Source organism: Microvirga lupini (genome assembly GCF_014191055.1).
GTDB classification, from domain to species: domain Bacteria; phylum Pseudomonadota; class Alphaproteobacteria; order Rhizobiales; family Beijerinckiaceae; genus Microvirga; species Microvirga lupini_A.
Genome location: NZ_JACHWB010000002.1, coordinates 225067 through 248227, shown reverse-complemented (window position 1 = coordinate 248227; position 23161 = coordinate 225067). Strand labels below are relative to the sequence as shown.

Annotated in this window: 26 protein-coding genes; 17 read left to right on the top strand and 9 right to left on the bottom strand. The window is 61.9% G+C overall.

Features of this window, described 5'->3' with window-relative positions:
• Window positions 1–145: 145 nt before the first annotated feature.
• Together FHR70_RS08280 and FHR70_RS08275 are read right to left on the bottom strand one after the other, a co-directional pair.
• Window positions 146–1654, bottom strand: coding sequence for a sensor histidine kinase (locus FHR70_RS08280; protein WP_183449020.1), 1509 nt, complete (start codon window positions 1652–1654; stop codon window positions 146–148).
• Between the two features lie 98 nt (window positions 1655–1752).
• Window positions 1753–1947 carry a hypothetical protein gene (locus tag FHR70_RS08275; protein ID WP_183449018.1) on the bottom strand — a complete coding sequence of 65 codons (195 nt, stop codon included), beginning with the start codon at window positions 1945–1947 and terminating at the stop codon, window positions 1753–1755.
• A 158-nt stretch (window positions 1948–2105) separates the two neighbouring features.
• Between FHR70_RS08275 and FHR70_RS08270 the strand changes: the two genes are divergently transcribed.
• Complete coding sequence (locus FHR70_RS08270) at window positions 2106–3137, top strand: endonuclease/exonuclease/phosphatase family protein (RefSeq protein WP_183449016.1); 1032 nt, start codon at window positions 2106–2108, stop codon at window positions 3135–3137.
• 5 nt (window positions 3138–3142) lie between these two features.
• Here FHR70_RS08270 and FHR70_RS24315 read toward each other — a convergent pair whose 3' ends face one another.
• Entirely contained in the window at window positions 3143–5563 is a 2421-nt protein-coding gene (locus FHR70_RS24315; protein WP_281381303.1) for a calcium-binding protein, read from the bottom strand.
• Between the two features lie 556 nt (window positions 5564–6119).
• On the opposite strand from FHR70_RS24315, the gene FHR70_RS08260 reads away from it, so the two are divergent.
• The 3 genes from FHR70_RS08260 (at window position 6120) to FHR70_RS08250 (ending at window position 9993) form a co-directional block, all read left to right on the top strand.
• The gene (locus FHR70_RS08260; RefSeq protein ID WP_183449014.1) at window positions 6120–6761 is read left to right on the top strand and encodes a hypothetical protein; all 642 of its coding nucleotides are present in this window, start codon (window positions 6120–6122) and stop codon (window positions 6759–6761) included.
• Window positions 6676–8022, top strand: a complete 1347-nt coding sequence (locus FHR70_RS08255) for a DNA-packaging protein (RefSeq protein WP_484502672.1) — start codon at window positions 6676–6678, stop codon at window positions 8020–8022. Before FHR70_RS08260 ends, FHR70_RS08255 begins: the two co-directional genes overlap by 86 nt.
• Before the next feature lie 753 nt (window positions 8023–8775).
• Complete coding sequence (locus FHR70_RS08250) at window positions 8776–9993, top strand: phage portal protein (RefSeq protein WP_183449012.1); 1218 nt, start codon at window positions 8776–8778, stop codon at window positions 9991–9993.
• Here the strand turns inward: FHR70_RS08250 and FHR70_RS08245 are convergent.
• Complete coding sequence (locus tag FHR70_RS08245) at window positions 9878–11581, bottom strand: recombinase family protein (RefSeq protein ID WP_183449010.1); 1704 nt, start codon at window positions 11579–11581, stop codon at window positions 9878–9880. The two genes, FHR70_RS08250 and FHR70_RS08245, sit on opposite strands and share 116 nt — an antisense overlap.
• Before the next feature lie 670 nt (window positions 11582–12251).
• Between FHR70_RS08245 and FHR70_RS08240 the strand changes: the two genes are divergently transcribed.
• The 7 genes from FHR70_RS08240 to FHR70_RS08215 all read left to right on the top strand — a co-directional run bounded on the left by FHR70_RS08240 (window position 12252) and on the right by FHR70_RS08215 (window position 17660).
• Window positions 12252–12557, top strand: coding sequence for a hypothetical protein (locus FHR70_RS08240; RefSeq protein WP_183449008.1), 306 nt, complete (start codon window positions 12252–12254; stop codon window positions 12555–12557).
• A 250-nt stretch (window positions 12558–12807) separates the two neighbouring features.
• Entirely contained in the window at window positions 12808–13620 is an 813-nt protein-coding gene (locus FHR70_RS23945) for a hypothetical protein (protein ID WP_246407950.1), read from the top strand.
• Window positions 13535–14725: a phage major capsid protein gene (locus tag FHR70_RS08235; protein WP_246408037.1), complete on the top strand. Its 1191-nt coding sequence runs from the start codon at window positions 13535–13537 to the stop codon at window positions 14723–14725. Before FHR70_RS23945 ends, FHR70_RS08235 begins: the two co-directional genes overlap by 86 nt.
• 2 nt (window positions 14726–14727) lie before the next feature.
• Entirely contained in the window at window positions 14728–15261 is a 534-nt protein-coding gene (locus tag FHR70_RS08230; protein WP_183449004.1) for an HK97 family phage prohead protease, read from the top strand.
• Window positions 15258–15620, top strand: a complete 363-nt coding sequence (locus FHR70_RS08225; RefSeq protein WP_183449002.1) for a hypothetical protein — start codon at window positions 15258–15260, stop codon at window positions 15618–15620. Before FHR70_RS08230 ends, FHR70_RS08225 begins: the two co-directional genes overlap by 4 nt.
• Before the next feature lie 4 nt (window positions 15621–15624).
• The gene (locus FHR70_RS08220) at window positions 15625–16860 is read left to right on the top strand and encodes a phage portal protein (RefSeq protein WP_183449000.1); all 1236 of its coding nucleotides are present in this window, start codon (window positions 15625–15627) and stop codon (window positions 16858–16860) included.
• 479 nt (window positions 16861–17339) lie between these two features.
• Entirely contained in the window at window positions 17340–17660 is a 321-nt protein-coding gene (locus FHR70_RS08215) for a hypothetical protein (protein ID WP_183448998.1), read from the top strand.
• On the opposite strand, the gene FHR70_RS08210 is transcribed toward FHR70_RS08215, so the two are convergent.
• From FHR70_RS08210 to FHR70_RS08190, 5 genes are all read right to left on the bottom strand, one after another.
• Window positions 17657–18172 (bottom strand): thermonuclease family protein, encoded by a 516-nt coding sequence (locus tag FHR70_RS08210; protein ID WP_183448997.1) that lies wholly within the window; start codon window positions 18170–18172, stop codon window positions 17657–17659. The two genes, FHR70_RS08215 and FHR70_RS08210, sit on opposite strands and share 4 nt — an antisense overlap.
• Before the next feature lie 78 nt (window positions 18173–18250).
• A complete protein-coding gene (locus FHR70_RS08205) occupies window positions 18251–18688 on the bottom strand; it encodes a hypothetical protein (RefSeq protein WP_183448995.1) in 438 nt (145 codons plus the stop codon).
• A 313-nt stretch (window positions 18689–19001) separates the two neighbouring features.
• Window positions 19002–19244: a hypothetical protein gene (locus FHR70_RS08200; RefSeq protein WP_183448993.1), complete on the bottom strand. Its 243-nt coding sequence runs from the start codon at window positions 19242–19244 to the stop codon at window positions 19002–19004.
• 90 nt (window positions 19245–19334) lie between these two features.
• Window positions 19335–19520, bottom strand: coding sequence for a hypothetical protein (locus tag FHR70_RS08195; RefSeq protein ID WP_183448991.1), 186 nt, complete (start codon window positions 19518–19520; stop codon window positions 19335–19337).
• A gap of 134 nt (window positions 19521–19654) precedes the next feature.
• Window positions 19655–20509: a hypothetical protein gene (locus FHR70_RS08190; RefSeq protein ID WP_183448989.1), complete on the bottom strand. Its 855-nt coding sequence runs from the start codon at window positions 20507–20509 to the stop codon at window positions 19655–19657.
• 329 nt (window positions 20510–20838) lie between these two features.
• Between FHR70_RS08190 and FHR70_RS08185 the strand changes: the two genes are divergently transcribed.
• The 6 genes from FHR70_RS08185 to FHR70_RS08165 all read left to right on the top strand — a co-directional run bounded on the left by FHR70_RS08185 (window position 20839) and on the right by FHR70_RS08165 (window position 23127).
• On the top strand, window positions 20839–21069 hold the full coding sequence (locus tag FHR70_RS08185) for a hypothetical protein (RefSeq protein ID WP_183448987.1): 231 nt from the start codon (window positions 20839–20841) through the stop codon (window positions 21067–21069).
• 132 nt (window positions 21070–21201) lie between these two features.
• On the top strand, window positions 21202–21336 hold the full coding sequence (locus tag FHR70_RS24310; protein WP_281381302.1) for a hypothetical protein: 135 nt from the start codon (window positions 21202–21204) through the stop codon (window positions 21334–21336).
• Window positions 21337–21801: 465 nt separating this feature from the next.
• Window positions 21802–22092: a GIY-YIG nuclease family protein gene (locus FHR70_RS08180; RefSeq protein ID WP_183448985.1), complete on the top strand. Its 291-nt coding sequence runs from the start codon at window positions 21802–21804 to the stop codon at window positions 22090–22092.
• 155 nt (window positions 22093–22247) lie between these two features.
• The gene (locus FHR70_RS08175) at window positions 22248–22448 is read left to right on the top strand and encodes a hypothetical protein (RefSeq protein ID WP_183448983.1); all 201 of its coding nucleotides are present in this window, start codon (window positions 22248–22250) and stop codon (window positions 22446–22448) included.
• Window positions 22445–22594: a hypothetical protein gene (locus FHR70_RS08170; RefSeq protein WP_183448981.1), complete on the top strand. Its 150-nt coding sequence runs from the start codon at window positions 22445–22447 to the stop codon at window positions 22592–22594. Before FHR70_RS08175 ends, FHR70_RS08170 begins: the two co-directional genes overlap by 4 nt.
• Window positions 22591–23127 (top strand): HK97 family phage prohead protease, encoded by a 537-nt coding sequence (locus FHR70_RS08165; RefSeq protein ID WP_183448979.1) that lies wholly within the window; start codon window positions 22591–22593, stop codon window positions 23125–23127. The genes FHR70_RS08170 and FHR70_RS08165 overlap by 4 nt, the downstream gene beginning before the upstream one ends.
• Window positions 23128–23161 lie beyond the last annotated feature (34 nt).

The window sequence follows — 23161 nt, the reverse complement described above, 5'->3', positions numbered from 1 at the left end:
GGTTCCCTCCGCAAGAACCGTCGAGCCTGTATCGACTAATGATCTATGCGCCTCTTGAAAACGTGTCCGGTCTGCCTGGCACATCGTGCGGAAGCGGAGCTCCGCGTCGGCGAAGGGCCCCCATCCGCTTTTCACTTCCGACGCGCTAGGAAAGAGGCACGTCGATCGTGCAGACCACCCCTTCGGGCTGGTAGGTCAGGCGAACCTCGCCGTTGAGCTCACGCGCCAGACCATCCTGGATCAGGCGCGAGCCGAACCCCTTGCGCGACGGCGGGGCGACGAGAGGTCCGCCATGCTCTTCCCAGCGCATGACGAGGCGCGGCCCGGATGCACTCTCCTGCGCCGACCACGACACCAGGACCTGGCCCTCCGGGACCCCCAGGGCCCCGTATTTGGCCGCGTTGGTGCACAGCTCGTGCATGGCCATCGAAAGGCTCAGGGCCATGGCGGGCGTCACGCGAAGATCCGGCCCCTCGAACCGGAGCCGCCCCCGATCCTCCGACAGATCCCGGTAGGGCGCGAAGGCCTGGGTGACGATCTCGACGAGGCCGGCACCCTCCCAGTTCTCGCGGGTGAGGATGTCGTGGCCCCGGGCGAGCGCATGGAGACGGGCCTCGAAGGTGGCGTAGAGGGCGGGCAGATCCCCCGCCGCGGTGGCTCCCCGCACCCGGAAGCTCTGGGAGGCCAGGGACTGGATGGTCGCCAGCGTGTTCTTGACCCGGTGGTTCAGCTCGTTGAGCAGGAGCCGCAGGTGCTCTTCCGACCGCTTGTGCTCGGTGATGTCGATCTGGATGCCGTCCCAGACGATTGCGCCGTTCTCCAGCCGCCGCGGCGTCGTGATGATGCGGTGCCAGCGCGTCTCGCCGGTCGTTGCATGCCGCATCTCGAACTCTTCCTCGCATTCCGTGAGATCGCAAAGGGTCTCCAGCCGCCGCGCGAGCATGCGGTCCCGGTGCTGCGGCAGCACGAGGCTGTAGAGCAGATCCGGGTTGGCCTGAGCGACCTCCGCCGGAACTCCCGTGAGCCGCTCGCAGGTCTTCGAGACGTAGAGCACCTTGCGCGCGTGGTAATCGGGGGAATGGCTCGTCTGATAGAACATGCAGGCAGGCGCGTTGTTGGCCAGCGCGCTCAGGCGCGCCTCGCTGGCGCGCAGCTCCTCCTCGGCCCGGCGCCGCTCCGTCCAGTCGCGGAAGCTGACGCCGATCCCGCCGTTATAGGGGAAGACGTGGAACTCGAGGTGGCGCCCGGGCCGTCCGACCGCTTCGCCCTCGAAGGACAAGGGATGGCCTGAGAGAAAGACCTCCTCGTAGCGGCCGCGCAGGTCGGTGCCCTCGGATTCCGGAAACACGTCCCAGATGACCCTGTGGAGCATCGCCTGCCGTGGGAGGCCGAAATAGGCTTCCGCCGCCCGGTTGATGTAGCTGAAGCGCCAATGCGCATCGAGGGAGTAGAAGGCGTCCCCGATGCCCTCCAGGATCACGGCAAGCTGGGCATTGACCTTCGCCTCGACCGTCCGGGCGAGCGCCTGCTGCAGGGCATCGCTCAACGCTCCCCGCGGGCTGGCGGAGATCGAGGCCACAAGATCGCTTGTGAGCTGCTCCAAGTCGAAGGATGCAGCCAGGGCCGGGTTGGGCGCATTCATGATATGAAACATAATCACGGTTTCACATCGTGGGCAATCTACCCCCTATGGTGAAGGGACGGGTTTCCGGGCGCGTGGTGCGAATCCGCACGCGCGCCCGTTCAGGTCCATCAGGACTCGGTCTGAACGGAATTCTTGTCGAAGGAGGGGGCCTTCGGGATGCTGAAGGCCTCGGCGGCGCAGACCAGGGTGAACAGGGCGATGACGCCGACGATTTCGGCGAAGCTGACAAGCGTGGAAGACAGATCGCCCACATAGGCGAACGCGCCCGAGACGAGCGCGACAACGGCAGCCCAAAACATCATGGGCTTTCTCCCCGGCTAAGCTTATTGCGGCTACATAACGCTGCGTTAGCCCCAAAGTTCCTAATGCCAAGCTAAAAGATTTCTTGGCGGTCGGTTTTCGGCAAGTGGCGTTGTCCTATCATGACGATGGCCCATGACGGTTTTTTGAAGGCTTGCCCATGCGCCCCCTGATCGACCGGATCGTGCCGGCGCTCCAGGCGCCGGACGGCACCGTGCTGGAGGAGGCCCGACGGGCCTCCGCGCAGAAGCATCGGGTCGCCCACAGGAGCTTTCTCGAACGTATTCCCGCCCTGCACACGGTGGAGCAACGCCCGCCCGCTGACCCGCTGCCGTGGCGCGGCTCCCTGACGGTGGCGGCGTTCAACGCGCAGCGCCTGAAAGACAGGCGCGCGGTCCGGCATCTCATGCGCCAGGCCGGGGCGCAGGTCACCCTGCTCAGCGAGGTCGATCTCGGCATGGCGCGGTCCGGCAACATGCACACGATCCAGGACCTGATCACCGGGCAGGGGGAGGGCTATCTCTACGGCGTCGAGTTCGTGGAACTCGATCTCGGCAGCGCCGACGAGGTCGAGCAATGCGCCGGTCAAAGCAACGCCCAGGGCCTGCACGGCAATGCCATCGTGACGGGCCTCGCCCTGGAGCGCCCGTGCCTGATCCCGCTCGAGGAAAACGGCCTGTGGTTCCCCGGCATCGATGGCCATCAGAGGCGCATCGGCGGCCGGATGGCGCTCGCTGCCCGGGTAGCGCGGGCCCCCCGGCCGCTCTGGATCGTGAGCACGCATCTGGAGAGCAAGACCGACCCTGCCGACCGCCAGGCGCAGATCAGGGCGCTGCTGCGCGCCCTCGACGCAATCGCTCCCGGAGAGGCCTGTGTGATCGGCGGCGACTTCAACACCAAGGCCCTGCCGCGCGGCGAGGACGAACGCCAGCTCCTGCTGGAGGCGCCCGAGCACGATGAACCGCTCTTCGCCGACCTGCGCGATGCCGGCTTCACATGGCGGCACGCTAACCTCGCGCTGCCGACGCAGACGCCCGGCCCCACGAACAAGCACGAGCCGCCCTTCGGCAAATTCGACTGGCTCGTGGTGCGCGGGCTTGACGCGTCGAACCCACGGATCATTCCGGCGGTGGACGAGAAGGGCAGGGCCGTGTCGGACCACGAGATGATCGCGGTCGACATCGCCCTGTGAGAGCGTCAGATGACGAAGAAGTCCTTGTGGGTCATCTTCAGCTTCTTGGAGAGCGTGGCGATCTCCACCTGCTTGTACTTCGTGCCCGAGCCGTCGGCATCGTAGAAGAGCACGCCCTTCTTATTGTCGTAGATGATGTAGTCGTTCTTGTCCTTGGCCTTGGAGCCGATGGTGAAAAAGTCCTTCTTGAGCTGCGTGGGCTTCTTCTCCGAGCCGGCTTTACCGAGTTTCGCAAAGACCTTGTTGTCGAGCCAGATCGTGTCGTCCTTCACGCTGAAATCAACGATCTTGTCCCGATTGGTCTTCGTGTTTGCCTTGGTGTCGAAGGCGAAAATGTCCTGGCCCAGCCCGCCCGTGAGCGTGTCCTTGCCCAAGCCGCCATAAAGACGATCCTGTCCCGACCCCCCCTTGAGCACGTCGGCGCGAGATGTTCCTCGGATGATTTCGACGGGAATGTCGTTGAGCGTGATCGTGAAGGCTGCATCGGTGGTGATGCCGCCCTCGTCGACGATGCGCACCGCGATGCGGTGCGAGGTGCCGGTCTCGTAATCGAGCAGGCTGCCATCGGCCACGACGAGCTGGTTGCCGGAAAGGGCAAAGCGTCCGCCGGCATTGTCCGTCAGCTCGACGCGCAGCCCGTCTCGCGGATTCGGGTCGATGACCGAGAGCGTGGCGACGACGCTGCCCGTGCTGGTGTTCTCCGTGACGGCCTGCACGCTGAGCGAGGCTTGCGCCTGCTCCAGAATGTGGGCGCCACCCTCATCGGTCGCTTTGCGGATGCCCTGCTTGTAGAGCTGCTGGCGTTCGGCCGCCGAGAAGGTGCCGTCATTGACAGTAATCGCGCCATTCTTGGTCTGGCTGCCGACGAGCAAAGCCCTGGACTTGTCTGCGAAGATGAGGGAGCCGGCAGCGCGCAGGATGAACGTCTCAAAGCCGGACAGGAGCTTGGTGGAGAGATCGTAATCGCCCCCCTTCAGGTGCAGGGCATCCGTGCCGTCGCCGCCTTGAAACTCCCCTATGGCCGCCATGAGGCTCTCGTCGACGACGATGGTGTCGTTGCCGTCGGATCCGAACACGATGTCGATGCCTGTGAGCACGTCCGGCGCCGTAAGATCGAGGGTTCCGGCCTCGATCATCTGGAGCGTATCAATGCCGCCGCCGGCTTCGAGGCTGTCGCCCTCGGTCAAGCCGCCGTTGCGCACCTGGAAGGTATCGCCGCCCTCGGTGCCGGTGCCGTGCTCCTGGCCCGCGCCGAACGCCGTGACGGACATGTAATGCCGCTGATAGACGCCTGAGACGGAGCCGTCCTGGCCGGTCGAGGTCCAGGCAACGAGCCATCCGCCCTCGCTCAACCCCGTCACGCTCGGGGCGAACTGAGCGCCCGTCTCGTAAACGTTGACCTGCTGCTCGCCTCCGACCGGATTGCCGTCCTCGTCATAGCGCTGCTGATAGACGCCGTTGCCGGAGCCGTCCTGGTCCTTCGATTGCCAGGTGACAATCCAGCCGCCATCCGCCAGGGCCGTCACGCTCGGCTGGGTCTGGTCGCCGGCCTTCTCGGAGTTGACGGGCTGCTCGCCCTTCTCGTCGGGAATGCCGTCCTTGTCATAGTGCCGCTGATAAATGTCCCATCCTGCGCCATCCGGATCGAGAGAGCTCCAGGTGACGATCCATCCGCCATCCGCCAGGACGGTCACGCTCGGCGTCATTTGCCGGCTGGCGGGCTCGGTGTTGACCCTTTGCTCGTCGGTCTTAGGCGTGCCATCGGCATTGTAGCGCCGCTGGTAGATATTTTCCCTGCTGCCGTCCCGATCGACGGAGGTCCAGGTGACGAGCCACTCGCCGTCCGGCAGCGCCGTCACGCTCGACTCGAACTGGGTGTCCGTCGTGTTAAAGTTGACCCGCTGCTCTCCTCTGACGGGATCGCCGTTTGCATCGTAGCACTGCTGGTAGACACCCTCCCAAGAGCCGTCCTGCTCGACCGAGGTCCAGGTGACCACCCAGCCGCCGGTGGTCAGAGCCGTCACGCTCGGTTGGTATTGGACGTCGAATGGCTCGGTGTTGACCTTCTGCTCGTCCTTGGGGATGCCGTTCTCGTCATAATAGCGCTGGTAGACGCCGTACAAAGAACCGTCCTGACCGTAGGAACTCCAGGTGACGACCCAGCCACCACCGACCAGCCCCGTCACGCTCGATTCATATTGGGTGCTCGCCGGTTCCTCATTGACCTGCTGGTCGCTTGCCCAGACGGCGGTGCCGTCCTTGTCGTAGCGTTGCTGGTAGACGTTTCCGTAAGCGTCGTCCTGATCGGAAGTCCAGGTGATGAGCCAACCGCCATCGGCCAGTCCCGTTACGCTTTGCTGAGTATGCTCATGCCTCGTCTCGATATTGACGCGCTGCTCGTGTCCGAATCGAATGATCGTGCCCATCTCCACCCCATCCCCGTTGCTGATATTGCTAGGTTTATAAGCCAGTCACAGTGATGTCGCTACGTTAAAACGTGACATAATTGTCCGTATTGGCCGGCAATTTGCCTGCTCTGGGCAGGGCTCAGCGCTGACCTTGCCAAGGATCTGCTGCGGTGCGGTGAAGGATCTCATCTGATTCGAGCTATGGCCTTGGCGAGAGAGGTAATGGTTTCGTTTCAATTATACGTATTATTTCAGTCGTTCTGGAAAGCGATCTCATCACTAACCCATCAGATCAGATACTTTATTTTGACTAAGCTAATTATTCATACACTTGTGGGAAATATACTTCAGCTTTGCCGCTCTTGTTTCCGCTTTATCGTGCAAATGTTCCGACTTTGATCATGGCGTGATGAAACACTATCCTGAGCGCAGGTTCATAGGAGAACTTTCCGCGAACTTTTTGGCGAGCAGAGCCTCGGCAATGAAATATTTGCGGCAAGGTGACAGGACAGGGTTCAGATCGGGCTTGACAGCGTGACGCTGATAGAGTACAAAACATGAACACTGACGAAGTGTGAATGAAGCGCCCCCGCCCCATTCACCGCATCAGGCAACCTCCGCCGCTCAAGCGCCCCCGCTTGGGCGGTTTTTTGTTGGCTGTTCCCATGCGCCAGAGAATCGAAGTCACGACGAGCAGAGGCAGCGGGCCTGGGAGATCTATGCCCGCGAGCCGGACAAGCATCTGCCTGACATCCAGACCTTTCTCGGAGTCAGCGCCGGCACCTTCGTGCGGATGCGCGAGCGCTGGGGCTGGCCGTCGCGCCGGGCCGCTCTCGATGCGAATGCCCTGAGCAAGGCCGCGAAGGACGAAGGCGGCGTGGCGGGTTTGGCAAAGGCCGCCGTCGCGTCCGTGAACGACGCCGCCCGCGCCCTGGCCCAGGCCACGCGGGTGCAGATCGATACGCTCATGGACGAGCAGCGCAGGGGGCAGGCCAAGGATCACGACAAGACGGCCCGCAGGCTCGCGTCCTATGCCAAGACGCTCGCAGCTGCCCGGGCTCTTCTTGAACAGGAAAGCTCCAAGCTCGATGATACCGAGCCCCATGACAACCGACCCCGGCGCAGCCTGCATGAACTCCGCGAGGAGCTTGCTCGCCACCTTGACCGGGTTATCGCGGACGAGGAGTCTCGCGGACGCGACGGCCTGCTGGTCTGAAAGCGATTTCGAGACCGTTCTGAGACACTGGCCGGTCCGCTGCCGGCCCGAGCAGCGCATGCCGGGCCTGGCGCGGGTGCACGATCCCTGGATCATCTGGCTCATCCTCGGCGGACGCGGCGCGGGCAAGACCCGCACCGGCGCCGAATGGGTGCGCGGCATCGCGCTCGGCGATCCCGATTTCGGCGAGGGCGCCTCGCGACGCATCGCCCTCGTGGGTGAGACGTTTTCGGACGCGCGCAACGTGATGGTGGAGGGACCGGCCGGCATCCTGGCCGTTCATGCCCGGCACGAGCGGCCGACCTGGTCGCCTTCGCTGCGCAAGCTCGAATGGCCCAACGGCGCGGTCGCGCAGGTATTCTCGGCCGAAGATCCGGACTCGCTGCGCGGCCCGCAATTCGAGGCCGCCTGGGCGGACGAGCTCGCCAAGTGGCGGCACGTGGAGGAGACCTGGGACATGCTGCAATTCGGCCTGCGCCTCGGCGCCCATCCGCGCCAGATGGTGACGACCACGCCGCGCCCGATTCCGATTCTGAAGCGCTTCCTCGCCGACCCTTCAGTGGCGGTGTCGCGGGTGCGCACGTGCGAGAATGCTGAGAACCTTGCGCCCGCCTTTCTCGACACGGTGGTGCGCCGCTATGCCGGCACGCGGCTCGGGCGGCAGGAACTCGACGGCGACATCATCGAGGATCGTCCCGATGCGCTGTGGACGCGCGACGTGATCGAGTTGAATCGCATCGACGCGGCGCCCTCGCTCATGCGCATCGTCGTGGCGGTCGATCCGCCGGCCTCGTCTGGCAAGCGCGCGGATGCCTGCGGGATCGTCGCGGCCGGTGTGGACGAGGGCGGCACGGCCTATGTGCTGGAGGACGCGACGGCGTCAGGCCTGAAGCCGCCCGAATGGGCCGCGAAGGCGGTGGCGTTGTATCGAAGGCTGCAGGCCGACGCGCTCGTGGTCGAGACCAACCAGGGCGGCGAGATGGTGGACAACGTCATCCGCGAGGTCGACCCATCCGTTCCCGTGGTGAGCGTGCGCGCCACGCGGGGCAAGTATCTTCGCGCGGAACCCATTTCCGTTCTGTACGCTCAGAACCGCGTGCGCCATGTGGGCGCGCTGCCGGAGCTAGAGGATGAGCTGTGCGATTTCGGCCCCGGCGGTCTCACGTCCGGCCGCTCGCCCGACCGCATGGATGCCCTGGTCTGGGCGCTCACCGAGCTGATGCTGCGCGAGCGCCGTGAGCCGCGGGTGCGGGTGTTGTGAAAAAAGAACGCCCCAGCCGAAGCGTGGTGTTCACGCACATCTCCAGCCGGGGCGCCGTGGCTCCCGTAGGGGCAACAGTATGAAGCCACTCGCCATAAGCTAGGCGGTTGAAAAAAATCCTCAAGGATTCTGATGGGGTGAGCCTTTTGCGCCGGCATGTTCTCGGAAGGATATGGCGCCCTGCGCTGCCCGGGAGATCATGGCTGCAGGGGCTGGGGCGGATGGCAGTCCATCCGTGCCGATCCGCCCCGCCATCTGCCTCGTGCCATCCCCATAGGAGAGAAGGACGACAGAGCCCTGGCATCGGACCCAAATGTGGAGGACACTTTTGGGTCCGATGCGTCATCTTTTGCTGGGCGCATCGGGAGATGCGCCAGGAATTCGATGGTCGCGCCAGCCGGTCCGAGGAAAGCGGCCCGGCTGGCGCGTGAATGTCGCCGGATGGCCCCGCAACATCTCAAGATTACCCTGGGGTATGTGACGCGCCAATGACGAACGCGCCGGAGCTGCATCGTTTGCAGGCACCGGCTGCGGAAGTTGTCGGCAGTCTGAATCAACGGGAGGCATTTCGTTTTCGCTGTCATCACAACAACTCCCGTCATGGCAGCACTTATTGCGGCCATCCCCGTTTTGAAACGGTTGAAGACGTGGATCCCCGGCATAAGGCCGGGGATGACGAACAGGGTGGGGCTCACTCGCCGGGTAAGTTCAACACTCTTCATCCCTCGTGCCCGAAGAAGGCAGAACTGATTCATGCTGAACCGATTGACCCGCTGGCTTCAGGCGCCGCCCGAGGCCAAGGCCTCGCGTGCTCAAGGAGCCATCGCGCTCTATGTCGCCGGACGTGCCGTGTGGACGCCGCGCGATTACGGGGCGCTCGCCCGCGAGGGCTTCCAGAAGAACGCCATCGTGCACCGAGCGGTGCGGCTGGTGAGCGAGGCGGCGGCGTCCCTGCCGCTCGTGCTCATGGGCGATGGCCGGGAGCTTCCGTCCCACCCGCTGCTGTCGCTGCTCGCCAGGCCCAATGCGCGGGAGGGCGGGCAGCGTTTTCTCGAGAGCCTCTACGGGCATCTCATGGTGTCCGGCAACGCCTATGTCGAGGCGGTGAGCCTCGACGGCGCGCCGCACGAGCTGCATTGCTTGAGGCCCGACCGCATGCGCGTGGTGCCCGATGCGGATGGCTGGCCCGCCGCCTACGAATATGCGGTCGGCACGCAGGCCGTGCGCTTCCCGATCCGCGACGAGGGGCTGGCACCGATCCTGCATCTCACGCTGTTCCATCCGGCGGACGATCACTACGGATTGTCGCCCATGGAAGCGGCCGCGACCGCGCTCGACATCCACAACGCGGCGGGCTCCTGGAACAAGGCGCTCCTCGACAACGCGGCGCGTCCCTCCGGCGCGCTGGTGGTCGGCGGCGCGACGCTCACCGACGCGCAGTTCGACAGGCTGAAAGGAGAGCTCGAAACCAATTACCAGGGTGCCGGCAATGCGGGCCGCCCGCTGCTGCTCGAAGGCGGCCTCGACTGGAAGCCGCTCTCGCTCTCGCCGAAGGACATGGACTTCGTGGAAGCGAAGGCCGCCGCCGCACGCGAGATCGCGCTCGCCTTCGGCGTGCCGCCGCTGCTGCTCGGCCTGCCCGGCGACAGCACCCATGCCAACTACGCGGAGGCCAACCGCGCCTTTTACCGCCAGACGGTGATCCCGCTGGTGAAGCGCACGTCTGAGGCGCTCGCCCACTGGCTCGCGCCCGCCTATCGCGATGCGCTGCAGCTCGAGCCCGACCTTGATGCCATCGAGGCGCTGGCGGACGAGCGCGAAAGCCTGTGGCGGCGCGTGTCGGCGGCGGCGTTTCTCAGCGATGACGAGAACTCTGACTCTCCGCTATCAGGAAACGCGGATCGACCGCCACCCCAGCCTCGGCAGCAATTTGCGTGGCGGGTCGCGGCCTCGGAGCCGCTTTGGTGCTGAAGATCGACCCAGCATTCCAAACGATGTCTATCTGGTAGGGCATCCGCTTGCGCGTGGGCCGCACGTTCACGGAGGCAATCAGGTTCCGCAGGGCGGTCCGGTCGATAAACGAGCCCTCAGGGTCGCTCACGGGGTCGCTCAGGTCCTCATGAAGCCTGTCGAGCATCTCCCTGATCTTCTCAACCGCTTGAGGCAGCAAGGGGGCATTCTCAATTTGATCAGCTGCCAGATTCTGGCTCTCCAGCAGCCCCACACGCTCCGCCTCAAGGGCTTGGAGGCGGGTCAGGATGATCTCATCAGGCATGCTGCCGCCTCGCTCCAGAGCGTTGACGAGGCGGAGCATACGTCCTTCGATCTCCGTCATGCGCTTCCTGTCGGCGGTGGCCTGACGCTTGGCGCGGCGCGTATGCTCTGCGTGATCCTTGATGTACTCGGCTGCCAGCGACTTTATCCACCAAGGGTTCTCGAACTTTTCCCGCAGCACCTCAACGGACAGCTTCTCGATGCGCACAAGGTCATACGACTTCGAATGGCTGCACCCCTCGCCAAGGTGGGCCGAGCGGCACTTGATGCGGGCGGTGTGCCGAAACTTACACCGCTCGGAGACCACCATCGGGCCGCCGCAAGCCTCGCACTCGACGAGCCCCGCCAGGAAGCTGCCGTTCCGGCTGGCGGCGCGGGAGTGCCTGCCGATGCCGTTCGCCCTGGCCGATCGCTCCCGGAGCACGGCATGAGCAGCGTTCCACAGTTCATCGGAAACGATTCGATAGTGCGGGGTGTCCACGATGATCCGTTCATCGACGGGCGCTGCGCGCACGACGCGCTTGCCGGTCTCAGGGTTCAGGACGCGCTGATTGCGGCTCCAGGTGACTTGGCCGACGTAGATCCGGTTTCGCAGCATGCCTCCTGCCTGTGCGTCCGTGCTGGCGCTCTTGACGATGCCGCCGTGCCTCCACGGCCCGCCGCGAGGGCTCGGAATGCCCTCGCGGTTCAGGCCAGCGCAGATCTCGCGCGGCGTCCGGCCCTGTGCGTATTCGGTGAAGATGCGCCGGACGATCTCGGCCTCGCCCGGGTCGATCTCCGGCTGTCCTGGGCGGCCCGGAATGGCACGATAGCCGTATGGGGGAGTGCCGGGGAGCTTGCCTTCCTTCACGCGGGCGATCTGGCCGCGCCGGACTTTCGCGGCGAGGTCAGTAAGGAAGAGTTGACCGACGAGGCCTCGGAGACCGATGTGGACTGGAGTGGCCGTGCCCTCGTTGAGGGTTCGAATCTCGACCTTGAAGAACGTCAGGCGCTTGTAGAGGCCAGCGAGATCCTCCTGATCGCGGGACAGACGGTCGAGGCTCTCGACCAGCAGCACGTCGAAGGCGCCGGACTTGGCAGCCTGCATGAGGTCGATCAGGCCGTCTCGGTCGAAGAACGATGCACCGGACTTGGCTCTATCCGAATAGGTTGCCACGACGGTGAGTCCCTCGCGCTCGGCAAAGGCTCGGGCGAGGGCGATCTGATCGTCTACAGAGCGGTCGTGCTGCCGCTCGCTGCTGTACCTGGCATAAATAGCGGCTCGGGTTCTGGTCGTTGCTTTCATCGCGACTCGCCTGCAATCGCGCCCCCGCAGCGATGATAAGCGCTCCTGCGGGTCAGGAAAGGCGGAAGTTATCCACAAGTAGCGCAGAATCCGGAATCGGCGTCGTCTGAGCAATTTCCGGCTTAAGTGCCTCATAGTGCGACAAAAATGACCACCGATGGTGTCGAACGCGCAGGGTACCCTCGATCTCAGCCCTCGCGCGCGGACACACCAACCTGAACCCGCTCACTCATAGGGCGCAGTCCTCACAGGGAGAGGCTGAACAAAAAAGGAAAGAGAAACACAGACCGGCAAGCAACCCGCGAGGTTATCGGGTCCAGCGAGAACCGGCAGTGCCATCCGCCGAGTCGGCGCTGGCGTCTCAAGGCCGACGGGCCAAGGGCTTTCGGGGGCACAGATGTAGAGTGGAGTGCAACATGCGTACCCGTTACCGCAGGCGTAAGCCAACAGACTCTATCGGACGAATCCCGGCCTGGAAGGCCAAGGCGATCAGATCCGAACCTGCAAGCCAAAGGCACCACGTGAAGCGGCTCGGCACCTTCGGCCCAGCCGGTGGATCTCAGTGCCTCGCAAGCGATCCCGATGCTATCGCTGAAGCGTTCGCTTCACTTCAGACAGCGACGGCGAAGGCACAAGGATTCCGCAAGAGTTGAATTACGAGGAGATGAGCATGAGCAAACCTGCAAATTTGCAGTGCCATGGACTGACAGTGCGAGAGGCAGCGAAGATCATGAACGTGTCGGAGCGCAGTGTGTACTCTGCCATGAAGATCCATCGCTTGGCTAAGGCTCAAGGCAGACAGGACATCATCCATGCAGTTGAGCAAGGCCGCATGTCGATCAATGGTGCGCTTAAACAACTGACCGCGACAAACCCGAAGCAAGACAGGCTCGCAGCCATATGCCGCGCTTGGAAACAGGCTAGCGAGCAGGAGCGCCTAGACTTCCTCTGCATGATCGAATGCGGCGAGATCTAACCCTCCTTCTGAAAGTCATTTTTGAGTCAGCGGCCGAGGGTCATCGACCCGAGGGGTGGGAAACTCGCAGGCCGGCGAGTCAGTTTTTTATCCTGCGACGTTCTGTCCAGAAACGGTCCTGAAATGGCGCAGGATGAAGGGGATTGATCGCCCCAGATCACCCCGCGAACCCCTTGCAACCCCGGTCGTTTCTTTGTGGTGCTTAAATACCGCGCTATACTCCTAAGCAAGTCGCCGGGAGTGTTGCGTAATGGCCCAAATGACCGAAATCCTTGAGGAATTGTCGCGGCTGACCGGCCGCCATCCCGAGGCCATGAACCACGTCATGCGGACCCTGCGCACAAGCGGCCATGTCGAGACGGGCCGGCGCGGTGTCACAAGCAACGTGTCAGCCAAATCGGCTACCTCGCTATTGATTGCCTGCTTGAGCGGTGTGCAGCCTGCCGACACACCGCGGGCGGTCGAGGTCTTCACCGGGCTTCGTCCGCTGCGTAAGGGCGGCTTCGGTCAGGGCATTGCGGCGCTGGAGCTCATCGCCAAGGCCGACACATTCGGACAGGCACTTCAGGAACTGCTGTGGCTGGGACCGCACCTGAAGCGCGAGGCGATGACGCTGCTGGCTCTAATCTTCGACAAGGTGCCTGCTGATCAACTGCTCGACCTGCGGTTCTTCGAGATCGAGTTGCTGCTTCAACGTCAGCCGGCGCCGTACGCGAAGCTGTCACTGGAAGCCGTCAACGAGAACGGCGTCTACACGCATTGTTTCAGCCAGGAATGGATCTGCGACAGCAGCAAGCTCATGAGCGGCTTCTATGCTCCTGAGATGAAGGCGCAGACCGACCTGAAAACCCAAACCTCAATCTCGCATCGCTCAATTTTCCGCATCGGCGACTTGCTCGCGGCGGACAGCACCGAGGAGCAATCCCATGACGAAGTTGCACGAACTGAAGGAAAAGCGGTCGAAGAAGATCGCAGACATGCAGCAGCTGCTGCACACGGCCGAGAGCGAAAGCCGGGATCTCAACACCACCGAGGCGTCAACATTCGACTCCCTCAAAGGTGAGGTTGCTGCTCTCGATACGCAGATCCAGCGCGCCGAGACGGTAGCCGAACTGGAGCGCCGGGCAGATGCCGATCCGGTCACCGAGCAGCCGTTCCATGCGCTCGAACAGCGTGTCAGTGTCTTGGCGGTGCTCCGGCATCTTGTCGAGCCCAGCAAGTACCCTCTCGCGGGCGCTGAGGCCGAATACTCGAACGAGATGGCCCGACGTAGCGGACGCAAGCCCGAAGGCGCCTTCGTGCCGTTCGCAGCCATTGAGCAGCGTGCTCCGGTGCTGACCACAACGGTGCCCGAGATCGTGCCGACCGTGCACCGCGCCGATCTCTACATTGACGCCTTTAGGCGGGCCCTGATCTCACAGCGTCTCGGTGTTCGGGTGCTGACAGGTCTGTCCGGCAACATCACCATTCCGCGCCGCGGAACGGGAACGTCCGTGGGCTGGGTGGCAGAGCATAGCCCGCTTCCGGACACTTCGATGGACTTCGACGCTGTCAGCATGACGCCGCGCCATTGCGGCGCGATTGTCGAACTGTCGCGTCAGGTCATTATGCAAAGCTCGCCCGACATCGAAAACCTCGTGCGCGAGGATTTGGCTCGCAGCATGGCCGAAGAGGTCGACCGGGTGCTGATCGACGGCGGCGCGGTGGCAACGGAGCCATTGGGCATCCTGCGCACCTCTGGAACGCTCTCCGCATCGCTGGCAGGCCCGACATGGGCGCAGGTGCTGGCCATGATCGGCATTGCCGAAGACGCCAACACGCCCGGCCCGCTGCAGTGGCTATTCTCGCCCAAGGCGAGCCGCAAGATGCGCGGGACGCTGCAGAACGCCAACGGTGAAACGTACCTGATGCAGAACAATCAGGTGGGTGAGGTCTCGGCCCTGTCCACGGCGTTTGTGCCGGATGCAGGCACCAACCTCGGAACGGCCATCCTGGGCGATTTCTCGCAGACCATGCTCGGCATCTGGGGCGCTCTCGATCTGAGCACCAACCCTTATGCGGAAGCGGTCTACCGGCGCGGCGGCGTTCTGGTGCGGGCGATCTCCACGCTCGACATCGGCCATCGCGATCCGAGCGGCTACGTGATTGCCGACGACATTCCGGTGTGACCATGAACGACAACCGCGAGCGCCGTAGCGCACCCGTTGAGATCCGCGCAAAGGGGCGCAGGCTGGAGGGCTATGCGGCTATCTTCAAGGTGCCGGCGAAGATCGGCACGTTCACCGAGATGATCGCGCCGGGAGCCTTCAGGAACTCGCTCGGCGGCGACATCGTGGCCTTGCAGGATCATGACCCAGGCAAGGTCTTGGGACGCACCCGCAGCGGCACGTTGCGCCTTTCCGAGGATAACCGAGGCCTGCACTTCGATCTCGACCTGCCCGAGACGCAGGCGGGCCGTGACGTGCTGGCCCTGGCGGAGCGCAACGATCTCGGCGGCATGAGCTTCGGATTCGAGACCGTCGATGAGCATTGGACGAACGACATGCGCGAGTTGCGCGCGGTGCGCCTGCACGAGATTTCCGTCGTGTCGAGTTGGCCGGCCTATCAGGGCACGGTCATCGGCCTTCGGGCGCGCTCGCTGCAGTCGTTCTTCCGGCTGCAACTCGCACGGCGCCACCTTGAGACTCTAGGAGACAGACCATGAAGGCGATGAAGCACAACGGCCTCGTGCAGGTCGAGGTCAAGAAACCGTTTCGGAGCTACCACGAGGGGCAGATCGTCCGCCTGTCGCCTGCCGATGCGTTCTTGTATGAAGGCAGCGGGCATGTGACCGAGGCGAAGTTGCCGAAGGGCGTGGCGGCCGAGACCATTGCGCAGCCGGATGACGGCTTCGTGTCGGACAAGATCCTGCCCAATCCCGTACCGGCTATCCCCGATGGCTGGGAGGGTGAGCACATCCTGCAGCGGCGCAAGCTGGCCGAGCAGATTGCAGGCGGCACCGTGAAGCCGGAGGAGGTCGACTCGATCATCCGGCGCGAGCTTGAACGGCGCCTGACGGAATAAGGCTATGGGCTTCCTCGCTCGCCTCTTCGGGATGGAACGGCGTGAGGCCGGGTTTGTGCCTGATCCCTACCTCGCACCCTTCCTGCCGCTGCTGCCGCCGGGATCGTTCAATGCGCGCGCCGTTACTCCGGAGCACGCAGTGAGCGTCTTAGCGGTGGCAGCGCGCTGCACCTCGCTGATCAGCGAGGGCTTGGCGAGCTTGCCCTGCACGATTTACCGCAGGCTTTCCGATGGCGGCCGGGAGGCAATCGAGACCCATCCCCTGCACCGGCTACTCAACGATGCGGCCAACGATGCCATGTCGGCCTTCGAGTTGCGTGAGCTGCTGCTGAGAGATTTGACTACTTTCGGCAACGCATACGCAAGAATTGTCCACGATGGCCGCGGTGCCGTGGCAGAACTGCACTATCTCGTCTATGGCGGCGTTGGGGTCGAGCGCCTGAGCACGGGCAGGCTGCGCTATCGCTACTCAGATCCCCTGACAGGGCGCAACAGCGTCTTCCTGCCGGAAGAGATCGTGCATCTGCGGTGCTTCAGCAAGGACGGTTTGATTGGCATCTCGCCGCTCATGCGCTCGGCCGGTGCCGTGTCGCTGGCCATGGCGCAGGCGGATCTTGCCGAGACGCAGGCCAATCGCGGCTTCGTGCCTGATATGAGTTTCGAGACGGAAGGAACTTGGCCCGTTACCGAGCAGGGGGAAACAGCTTTCCGGCGTCTGAAGGAGGATTTGACGGCGCGCCTGCGCGGCATGGGACGGGATGGCAGGCCGCTGCTTCTGGAGGGAGGCCTGAAGGCGAAACCGCTCGCAGCCCCAGGCCGTGAGCAGCAGTTCTTCGAGGCGCGGGTGCTGTCCCTCGAGGATGTGGCGCGCATCTATGGGGTGCCGCTCTCTGTCGTGGGCCTTGGCAAAAACGCGAGTTACGGCAGCCTCACGGAGGAGTCCCGCGCGCTGCGGCAGAACTGTTTTGCACCTTGGTCGCGTCGTGTGGAGGCGCAGTTGCAGCTGGCGCTGCTGAGCGCAGAGGGCCGGCGCGAATACACCATCGAACATGATCTCTCAGGCCTTGAGCGCGGCGACATGCTCGCGCGTCTGCAGGCCTACGAGATCGGCATCCGCTCCGAGATCTGGAACCCGAACGAGGTGCGGATCTGGGAGGGCATGGGCCGCCGCGAAGGTGGCGACACGTTTAGGAATCCTGCGGTTTCACACGCAAGCCCGCAGGATAGCGCGCTGGAATGAAATGCGGGCCAGACGGCGGGTCCAATAAAGGTAGGTGGGATCGGGTCCAGCGCATGTGTCTTCCCCGCACAATGCCACCAGCGCCGTCATTCCACCTCCGCAAATTTGCGGAGCTTTCCAGAGGAGATCGTCTATCTCCTGGAGCATCGTCAGGACTGAGGCGGAAAGGTCACAGGTCAAAAAAAGAGGCAGCTATGCTGCCTGTCTGTGCTTGCCGTGTTTTTAAGCAAGGAGTAATTTATTGCAGTGCGATATGGCGATGGCGTCGCCTTATTGCTGCCCTTCTTGGGCGTTTCCTCCCTAAACTTCGGGCCGCTTTTTGCGGCCCTTTTTCTTGACAGGGAGACTATTCACGCGAGGCCGGCGAGGCAATGGGGGCTGCGTAGTTCAAAGGTAGTACGCAGGTGCCCTGTGCCGATCTCGATCCTGGCGTTCGGCGGCTGTTCCAGGCAAGCAACCGTTTATGTTAGACGTCCAGCATGAGCATCTACTGGATGAGGACAGCCGACGTGTACCCAGACGCCCGCTGGAGCGAGGATTCCTTCGTGGCTCTCGATCCCGATGTGCGCTTTCCTCGCTTCCATATGGTTGAAGGGGATGAGCCGATTGGTGGTGTGGATCTGATCAAGGGCGGCCTTCAGGACGGCTTGTGGCAATGGTCCATGACCGTGAGCCTTCCTGGCCCCCGCTACGGCGCCCCTACCAACGGGGTTGAAGCTGACAAGATAGAGGCCGGCCGTGAGGTCATTGCCTGCTATCGGCACTATCTATCGACCCGGCCAGAGCAGTATCCGCGCTAGGGAAGCCTTGCCCAGGTCCCGCACCAAACCTTCAGCCGGCGCTCCTTGTCCTCACGGCCATCCTTCCAGGGGAGAGCAAGGCGTTCGCGAACCAGGATTTGGCCGACATCGCCCTCGCGCACTGACAGCGTTGCCAGCGTGCGCCGGTAGCGGTCCTGTCCTTCGCGGATGATCTCGACCGGCCCGGAGCGCAGGAGTTGGGCCAGTCTCTCCTTGGTCCGCAAGGCCAGTTTCAACTCCGCCTCGCATCTCGAGCGGAAGCTCTCAGGGGCGTCAATGTTCAGGATCCGGATGCGCTCGCCTTGAGCATCGATCGTATCGCCGTCGATGATGACGATGCGGCGGCCGTCGACGGTGTCGGCCCGTGCGGCATAGACCAGCGAGCAGGCCAGGAACATGCCCAGGGCCAGCAATGCCGACGTAATGGCTATCCAAAGATAGTCTGCTCGCAGCCGCCTTGTTTCCCGGATCTGGTCCCGGAAGCGCAGTTGCTCAGGGCTAGGGCGGTTCATGAAGGAGACCAATATCGTGAAGCTGGGCGCCGCGGGTTAACTTCGTCCGCTCTTACACGAATGATACAGGAAGTGAACTCAGGTCCCCACAAATGCCAAATGGGAGGTTTCCTGCATCAGCTCGCTAAAGGCTGAGCTTACACCGACATTCGAGACATTCCCAATGCCGCCGTAATGGTACTCGTATGTAAACCCGTAAAGACTTGAGTCTGCCCATGTAATAATTGCGCCGTTCCAAGGTTTCCCAATATATTCCTTTGGCCTTTCTAAATAGACGGATCTTCCAACCGCAGGATTTCCCTCAAACCAAGCGAAAATGCAGCCAGAAACATCAAACCTGTTTGGAAACTCAAAATTTGCCACGGCGTGTGTGCCGGGCTTGCAAAGATCAGCTACATGGAAACTATGTGTTATGCTTCCATCAGCAAACCGGAAGATTATCTTCGTGTTATGTCGAGCGGTGGGATAAGCATTTCCAAGGCTCTGATGATTATTTAGTGCAACTATGATCTTCATCGCACCCTCCAACTTGGATGCGATACCCTATCGATTATTGCTTGCGGGTTCTAGGCAACCTACGGCAACTAATCCTAAATTGCCAAGCTCGTTCTAACGTTCGATTAAAATTTCATTGTTGGTGAGATGGACCGCCATGCACCCACCTCGGTCTCGATCCGCCATTCCTCAGACCAGGTGCTGACGGGTTGGCCGGTGAGTTCGGAGATGGCGGTGGTGTCGCGAGAGTAAGGCATGCGCTCTCGATAGCTAAAGAGCGTGAACAAAGAGTAGTCACTGTGTCGCCTGACGCTGGGGCAACTCAACATATAAATTAAAGGGTGATCAGAATTTCGAGCCGCCCCCAAGGTTCACCATTAATCTGACCGAGGCCAATCCAGAGAGCGCACCTGATGTTATGCTTTTCGACGAGCGCTTCTAAGATTGGTCTCATGGTGCTTGGGAAGTCGATATTCGCATGGCTGACGGTGTAGTCTGGTTCAATTTCGATCTGAACGTTAAGATCCTTAATCTGCGTTTCTTGACGGAGTAACGTGATCAGATCGCTAAGCTTCATGGCTACCTTCCCGGGCCTGAGGTCACTCATTCTGACCTATGTTAAACAGACCACAGTGGATGCCGCTGTCAGTAGTGTCGCGGGAGTAGGTCATTGGGTGCGGCGCTCGCCCCATATCAGTTCGGCCGCACCTGCAGCGGCGAAGAGAGCGGTCGCCGGGATGAAGAACTGCTCGGCATTGTCGTGGACATTGTCGAGCATCTTGATGGCCCAGAAGCCGCCGAAGGCCATTACAACCGTGGCAGCGCTAAAAAGGACTTTGCCAAGACTTTCCATGGGTAAATTCTCCTGAGCCAGACGGTTACCGCATGTCGCGATCGGAGTCGACAAGCCTGATTTGACCCAGGCGCGGAGTAGGTCATGGGGAGGTTATAGCGGGGAGGGGTGAAGAGATTTGAGCGCAAAGCTGACTATTTTTGCTTCCGCTTAAATAGCAGCGGCGATTTCGTGTCGTCGCTTCCTACAAGCCTTGATTCCACGGGAACCCTTCGCATGACTAGCTTTTTGTCAGGGAAGAAGTCATTCAGTATTAGGATCATGGTCTGATGCTGGAACGACGTAATTCTCCCAGAGACTTCAATCGTCCATGCGATAAGCTTTTCTATATCAATCCCATCGTTGCGAGTACGTAATATGCCGAAAGTGCCAATATCTTCCCCAAGTGGGGCCAAGGAATTGCCAGAGGCCTCATGCAGAAACATTGAGAAAGTGTGATTTTCGTCGAAGGTTTCCAGATTTTTTACGTCGGCTGCTCCATGGTAGTGGTGAGTTACGTTGTCCCTCAGTTCTTTTACAGTAGCGAAAACAGGGTCATCCTTAATCTTTAGAAATGTGTCGGCCCTGACTAAAAAGCGGTTGAGCTTTGCACTAGGGTTTCGACGCAATTTCGTCGCATGGCCATCTATGAAGTGAATGTACTCGTAGATCTTGGCGCTGAGCATTCTAAATAGGATCAGAGAGTTAACGCCTATGAAGGTTTTGAGTACTTCGGAGTCAGATGGATGATGGCCGTGAAAGAGTGCGAGTCGTTGGAGTACAGCCACATCGTTTGCCGCGACCGATGACCCAACAATGAGCGAGAAGATGCGCCTATCAACCGACTGAAGTTCGCTCTTTGTAAACCTGAGCTCCCCAAATTCGAATACCTGTACGCCGCTCATCGGAATGCAGCTTCCCTTAGTGCCGGACCTGACTTTATTAGTCCTACCTGTCACAATATAGCGGGTTGCTGCGCTATAGAACACCTCTTTCCCGATGAAGCCCATGAGGGCTGCAGGAGGGCACCCCTACTCCTCTGTAAGAGAAGAGGGAGGGGTGGGGAGGTTATACTCCTGATCTACGTCAGTAGGCCTAGCGTGCTATCATCTCCGAGCAGAGCCATCTCTCAGTCGTAAAAGAGCGAAGCGCGGACGCGGAACCTTGGGCAAGGCCATGGGCGGGCGCGAGCCCAATGCGCTGATCGGGTGAGCATCCTTCCGGGGGGCAGAAAAACGGTGAGGTGTATTCCCCAACTACTGAACAAGATGAGGAGTAGACTCCCCGTGGATTTATTTGTTGAATCAATTCATGTTTATTGCGTTTACAGGAGTAAATCATGGCCGATACGTTCAAAAACGATGCTCCGAGCGCAGAGAAGTGGATGGGCCTGCTCACCTCAGTCCGCGTTGCGGCGTCCGCGCTGGATCTGACGCAAGAGCAATGCGCAGAGATCCCAGCTGAACTCGATGAAGAGATGGCGGACAATCTGCTGACGAATGCGCAGTATCTCGACGGCCTGACTGTGGTGATGTTGGCTGCGGCATCCCATGTGACGAGTCTGGAATAGGCGGCGCAGTATCTTCCCCCAGGAATGGTCGTGGCCGTGTCGTCTAGGAGCCGGGGAGAGCACGGATGAACTGCCTCCCCGGCTTCAAAGTCGGAAGAGTTATTCCGACTCTCACGTACGGGAGTAGTTGGGGTGCAGCGCGATCTCTATGTTGTGTCCGGTCTGCCGCGCGAGCCTTTCGATCTCATCCCGATGTTCTTCAGGATCATCGCCGTTTACAAACACTGCAATTTGGACCGGCTGGAGGGGGCTTCGCTCGCCGTATAAGGCAAACGAACCCCATTCAGTCTTGTGCACGACACCTTGGTCGCTTAGCGGCTGTAGGGCTCTGCGAACATCATCAAGTACACTCATGGGAGTATTCCCGTTCTCTAAAAACGCCCCCACGAATCGCATATAGGCGCTGTCTCTTCTCAGCGTTCGCTTTCCGTTCTGGTTATCCACAACTTCACGCAGCGAAGCGTTCAGTGAACGGGCCAAGGCGGATCAGGCGCTTATCCTGATAACGAACCTTCAGGGAAGCGCGAAGCGGTGGGGTATGGGCGTGTGGCGGAGGGGAGGCGGACGTGAGACGAGGGTGTCATTCCCGGCCGGAGATGGTGCAGCCATCGTAGGGGAAGGGAATCCATAGCGCCGCGCGTGATTATGGATCCCCTTCCCGGCCTGCGGCCGCCGGGGATGACACCCGATCATACACGCGTGCTATGAAGTAACACCTCTTGAGGTGTCTCCATGGGCAAGCAATACGCCGTCTACATTCTGGCCAGCAACAAGAATGGCACGCTCTACATCGGTGTTACGAGCAGTCTCTTGCAACGGATGGTTCAACACAAATCCCTCGCCGTTCCAGGGTTCACCCAGCGCTGTAGCATCACGAACCTCGTGTACGTCGAAGTCTTTGGAGACGTGAATGAAGCGATAGCTCGCGAGAAACAGCTCAAGGGCTGGAACAGAGCGTGGAGGATCAAGCTCATCGAGCAGTCCAATCCCGATTGGAATGATCTTGATCCGACCGCCTGCTGACAACGCTGTCATCCCCGGCGCACGAAGTGCGGGAAGGGGATCCACTCACACGCTCAGCCTATGGATTCCCTTCCCCTCCGCTGCGCTTCGGCTGGGAATGACACAGGAGCAACTCTGCCACTTCACTCCAACGGAGCTTTTCACGAGAACATATCATGAACATGTTTGATCAGATCACCGAGGCCGTCATCCGGCGCGGGGATCTCGCCCATCTGGCCCTGTTCGTGTGGGCCAGCGGGGCCTCCGCCTTGCTTGCCATGACCCTGCGCGACCTGTTCGCGGCCAACCGCCGGTTCGATGCGTTCGTGCGCGAGCTGTCCCTGTTCAACCGTCGCCATTCCGGAGATCCCACGTGACCCGCCTTTCAACCCGCACGCCGCGCAAGCCGAAGGCCACGCGGGAAAGCCAGAACCGCGCCACGACCGTCTTCCGCGACTTCGTGCGCCAGCTTGAAAAGCTCGATATCAAGCCGCCGAACCAGGCGCGCGGAGCCGCGCGATGATGGCCGCCATTCCCACCGTGCGGGAACGCAAGTTCCTGCCCGAGCCCGTAAGCGGCGTCGATGCGGAGGGCGTGTTCGAGGGCTATGCGAGCCTGTTCGGCGAGGCCGATCTCGGCAAGGACGTGGTGATGCCGGGCGCCTTCCGCGACTCCTTAAAGAAACGCGGCGCCGCGCAGGTGCGCCTGCTGTGGCAGCACGATCCGGCGCAGCCGATCGGGCGCTGGCTTTCCATTGCCGAGGACCTGCGGGGCCTGCGCGTGCGGGGCCGGCTCAATCTCGCGGTCGAACGGGCACGGGACATCCATGCGCTGATGCGGGACGGCGCGGTGGACGGTCTGTCCATCGGCTTTCGCGTCGAGCGCGCCAGGGCCGAGCGGCCCACCGGCTTGCGCCGCCTGGAGCGGCTCGACCTGTGGGAGATCTCGGTGGTGACCTTTCCGATGCTGCCCGGCGCGCGGGTCGAGACCGTGAAGCAGGCAGCCCCGAAGCTCGCTACCCATATTCGCAGCACCGTCTCCAGACTGTTTTCCTGAACCTAGTCCGTGGGAGCGCGTTAGCTGAAAGCCC